This is a genomic window from Kribbella sp. (assembly GCF_035655035.1).
Classification (GTDB): Bacteria; Actinomycetota; Actinomycetes; order Propionibacteriales; family Kribbellaceae; genus Kribbella.
The window spans coordinates 1-4,097 of record NZ_DASRVN010000784.1 but is presented as its reverse complement, the minus strand read 5'-3'; the positions used below and the strand labels follow the sequence as shown (position 1 = coordinate 4,097).

Genomic DNA, 4,097 nt, shown 5'->3' with positions numbered 1-4,097 from the left:
TGGTGGGGGATCGCGACGATCGTCGACGGCATCGTCCGGATCGTCGTCTCCTACACCCTCCCGATCTCCGTCGTCCCCGCAACCGACCCGGTGATCACGGTCGCCACCATCGTCGCCCTCCAGGTCCCCACCATCGTCCTCCTCCACCGCGCCGGCTCGTGGCAGCGCGTCTTCGGTCCAAGGCGCCGTACGGTCGGGTAAACGGCCTGTCGGTGGCGCTGGATAGGCTGCTGGGGTGAGTGATGGGTTGTTCGATCTTCCTGGTGCGCCGGCGCCTGCTCGTGGGGGCGGGAGTCTGGCGGACACGGACCACACGGCGGCTCCGCTGGCCGTGCGGATGCGGCCGCGGAGTCTCGACGAGTTGGTCGGGCAGCAGCATCTGCTCGCGCCGGGTTCGCCGCTGCGCCGGCTGGTGGAGGGTGACCAGCCGATGTCGCTGCTGCTGTGGGGACCGCCCGGGACCGGGAAGACCACGATCGCGGCGGTCGTCTCGCACCAGACCAACCGGAAGTTCGTCGAGCTGTCGGCGGTGACCGCCGGGGTCAAGGACGTCCGCCAGGTGATCGACGGCGCGCGTCGCGACCTGGCCCGCCCGACCGGTGCCGTCGAGACGGTCCTGTTCATCGACGAGGTCCACCGCTTCACGAAAGCCCAACAGGATGCGCTGCTGCCCGGCGTCGAGAACCGCTGGGTCACCCTCGTAGCCGCGACCACGGAGAACCCGTTCTTCTCGGTCATCTCCCCGCTGCTGTCCCGCAGCCTCCTGCTGACCCTCGAGTCCCTCACCGACGACGACATCTCCCTCCTCCTGGACCGAGCCCTCACCGACGAACGCGGCCTCGACAACGAGGTGGAACTCGCCCCCGACGCCCGCGACCACCTCCTCCGAATGTCCGGCGGCGACGCCCGCCGAGCCCTCACCTACCTGGAAGCCGCCGCCGGCGGCGCCCGCGCCAAACACGACCAAGCCCTCAAGCTCGAGGCGGCCACCGAACACGAGCCGGCCTCGGACGAAGACGGGGTGCCCGAGCGGGCGTTGATCGATCTGGTGACGTTGGAGACGGCGGTTGATCGGGCGGCGGTGCGGTACGACCGGGCGGGGGATCAGCATTACGACGTGGCGTCGGCGTTGATCAAGTCGATCCGGGGGTCGGACGTCGACGCGGCGATGCATTACCTCGCCCGGATGATCGAGGCGGGGGAGGATCCGCGGTTCATCGCGCGGCGGCTGGTGATCTCGGCGAGTGAGGACATCGGGATGGGGGACCCGACCGCGCTCGGGGTGGCGGTGGCGGCGGCCGAGGCGGTGCAGCTGATCGGGATGCCGGAGGCGCGGATCAACCTCGCGCAGGCGGTCGTGGCGCTCGCGCTGGCGCCGAAGTCGAACGCCGTGATCATGGCGGTGGACGCGGCGATCGCGGACGTGAAGGCGGGCAAGGTCGGTCCGGTCCCGCCGCACCTGCGGGACGCGCACTACTCCGGCGCGAAGAAGCTCGGCCACGGCTCGTCGTACCAGTACTCGCACAACGATCCGCGCGGCGTCCTCCCGCAGCAGTACGCCCCGGACGTGATCGACGGCACCGACTACTACAACCCCACCCGCCGCGGCGGCGAGGCGTCGTACGCCGACCGCGTCACCGCCATCCGCAAGATCCTCCGCGACCGCAAATGAACCGCACGGCGGCGTACCAGGGTGCGTTTTCGCTGGTCGGGCGGGGGATTGGGGTGCTGGAGGTGTGGTGGGCCGCGGGTGGAGCCGTTCGGGCACTGACGGTGAGCTTCGATTGAGGCGTTCATCTCGGTAGGCTGCTGGTCGGCCTGGGGTGAAAGGTTCGGTTGTGAGGCAGTCCAGTCCGCGGCATGTCCGTCGGCGTCCGCCGGTGCTGAAGTTGAGCGCCGGCGCAGCAGGTGCCGTCCTGCTCGCCGGTTTCCTGTACCTCGGCCCGCTCGGTTCGCACGAGCCGGCGCAGACCCCGTCCGCCGGGTCGTCGCCGAGCGTCGAGCGCACCGCCGGTACGTCGAGATCCACCACCCGGCCGACCCTCCCGGTCGGCAAACCGCTGCACCCTCTGATCACCCCATCACCCACGCACACCGACCTGGCACCCCCGTGGACGGCCACAGGTCCCTCCCGACCGGGCTCCCCGCCGTCGACCGACCAGCCACCGGCCGGTCCGGCCACCACCGGCCCGAGCCCACAACAGAGCACGACCGCGCAACCGACCGCACCACGGCCGACCACCACCACCCCGACAACCGGCCGCACGACGGCCCCGGCAACCGGACGCACACCGGCGCCGACAACGGCCCCGACGACGGCCCCGACAACGGTCCCGAAGACGCCTCTCCCGACAACCGCCCGGCCGACGGCTCCGTCGAGCAGTTCACCCACCGGTTCACCGACCCCCGCACCGACCACCACCGCACCGACCACCACCGCATCGACGCCCTCGACCGCGCCGACCCCCGCGACCACGCCGACCACCCCCTCCGCATCGCCCGCCACCCCGAGCACGCCGAGCACGGCGCCGCTCCTTCCCGGAACGCGCAGCATTCAAGGGATTACCGAGTGGTTGAGGCGGTTTGGTGAGGGACTGTGATGTGCGGGATGGTGTCCTGGAGCGGAGTGCGGTATGGCCGCGCGATAAGGTCGGGCGGTCCACAAGGTCGCACTAGGTCACCCTAGAGCGACCGAGGTTGTCGAAGGTCGCTACGGAAGGTGGATCGTTTCCATGAGCGTCGGTGAAGTCGCGGGGCTGATAGCCGCCTGCGCGCTGCTCATCCTGGTGGGTCTGCTGGCCTATCCGATCCTGAAGCTCGGCAAGGTGTTCGACGAGACCCGGATCATGGTGAAGGGCGTCTCCGACTCCAGCGTCCCGCTGCTCGGCGAGGTGACCACCACGGTGGCCACGACGAACGCCCAGCTGGCGAAGGTGGACACGATCACCGACAACGCGACCACGGTGACGACCAACGCGGCCGCGTTGATGTCGCTGTTCTCGGCCACCGCCGGTGGTCCGCTGGTGAAGGCGGCCGCGTTCACGTACGGCGTCCGCCGGGCGCTCGGTGAGCAGCAGCGCAAGGATGTCACCAAGCGCGTCAAGGACGAGATGAAGGCCGAGCGGAAGGCGCGGAAGCGGTGAAGCGGATCTTCTGGCTGATCGTCGGGATCGCCGTCGGCGTCTACGCCGTCACCAGGCTGAAGAAGCGGGCGCAGATCCTCGCTCCGGAGAGTGTCCAGGAGTCCGCGGCCAAGCTGGCCGCCGCGGTCCGGCACTTCGGCGACCAGGTCCGCGAGGGCATGGCCGAGCGGGAGACCGAGCTGCGGGACGCGCTGGGCATCGAGAACACATCCCAGACTGATTCAACACAGCGTGAGGACTACCGGTAACACCCATGGAAACCAGTGAGATCAGGCGGCGGTTCCTGCAGTACTTCGAGGACCGCGGCCACACCGTGGTGCCGAGCGCGCCGCTGCCGTCGCCGGACCCGAACCTGCTGTTCAACGTGGCCGGCATGGCCCAGTTCGTGCCGTATTTCGTCGGCCAGCAGACCCCGCCGTACCCGCGGGCGACCAGCGTGCAGAAGTGCGTCCGGACGCTCGACATCGACGAGGTCGGCAAGACCACCCGGCACGGCACGTTCTTCCAGATGAACGGCAACTTCTCCTTCGGCGACTACTTCAAGGAGGGGGCGATCCGGTTCGCCTGGGAGCTCATCACGACTCCCCAGGGCCAGGGCGGCTACGGACTCGACCCCGACAAGATCTGGCCGACCGTCTACGAGGACGACGACGAGGCGTTCGACCTGTGGAAGAACACCATCGGCGTCCCCGTCGAGCGGATCACCCGCCGGGGCAAGCTCGACAACTACTGGCACATGGGGGTCCCCGGCCCCGGTGGCCCGTGCAGTGAGATCTACCTCGACCGTGGGCCGGAGTACGGCCGCGAGGGCGGTCCGGCAGTCGACGAGGACCGCTACCTCGAGTTCTGGAACCTCGTGTTCATGCAGTACGACCTGTCGGCCGTACGCGCCAAGGACGACTTCGACATCGCCGGCGAGCTGCCGAAGAAGAACATCGACACCGGCATGGGCCT

The 4,097-nt window shown here is 69.4% G+C and carries 5 protein-coding genes and 1 pseudogene; all 6 read left to right on the top strand.

The window, feature by feature from the left end; genetic code table 11:
- A pseudogene (locus VFF46_RS39890) lies at positions 1 to 201 on the top strand (hypothetical protein); the annotation flags it as partial.
- Positions 202 to 235: 34 nt separating this feature from the next.
- Complete coding sequence (locus tag VFF46_RS39885; RefSeq protein WP_325042479.1) at positions 236 to 1,672, top strand: replication-associated recombination protein A; 1,437 nt, start codon at positions 236 to 238, stop codon at positions 1,670 to 1,672.
- Positions 1,673 to 2,110: 438 nt separating this feature from the next.
- Positions 2,111 to 2,590: a hypothetical protein gene (locus tag VFF46_RS39880; protein ID WP_325042478.1), complete on the top strand. Its 480-nt coding sequence runs from the start codon at positions 2,111 to 2,113 to the stop codon at positions 2,588 to 2,590.
- Between the two features lie 142 nt (positions 2,591 to 2,732).
- Positions 2,733 to 3,143 carry a DUF948 domain-containing protein gene (locus VFF46_RS39875; protein ID WP_325042477.1) on the top strand — a complete coding sequence of 137 codons (411 nt, stop codon included), beginning with the start codon at positions 2,733 to 2,735 and terminating at the stop codon, positions 3,141 to 3,143.
- Complete coding sequence (locus tag VFF46_RS39870) at positions 3,140 to 3,391, top strand: DUF6167 family protein (RefSeq protein WP_325042476.1); 252 nt, start codon at positions 3,140 to 3,142, stop codon at positions 3,389 to 3,391. Before VFF46_RS39875 ends, VFF46_RS39870 begins: the two co-directional genes overlap by 4 nt.
- 5 nt (positions 3,392 to 3,396) lie before the next feature.
- Positions 3,397 to 4,097, top strand: a 701-nt coding sequence (locus tag VFF46_RS39865; protein ID WP_325042475.1) for an alanine--tRNA ligase-related protein, incomplete at its 3' end; no start/stop codon positions are given.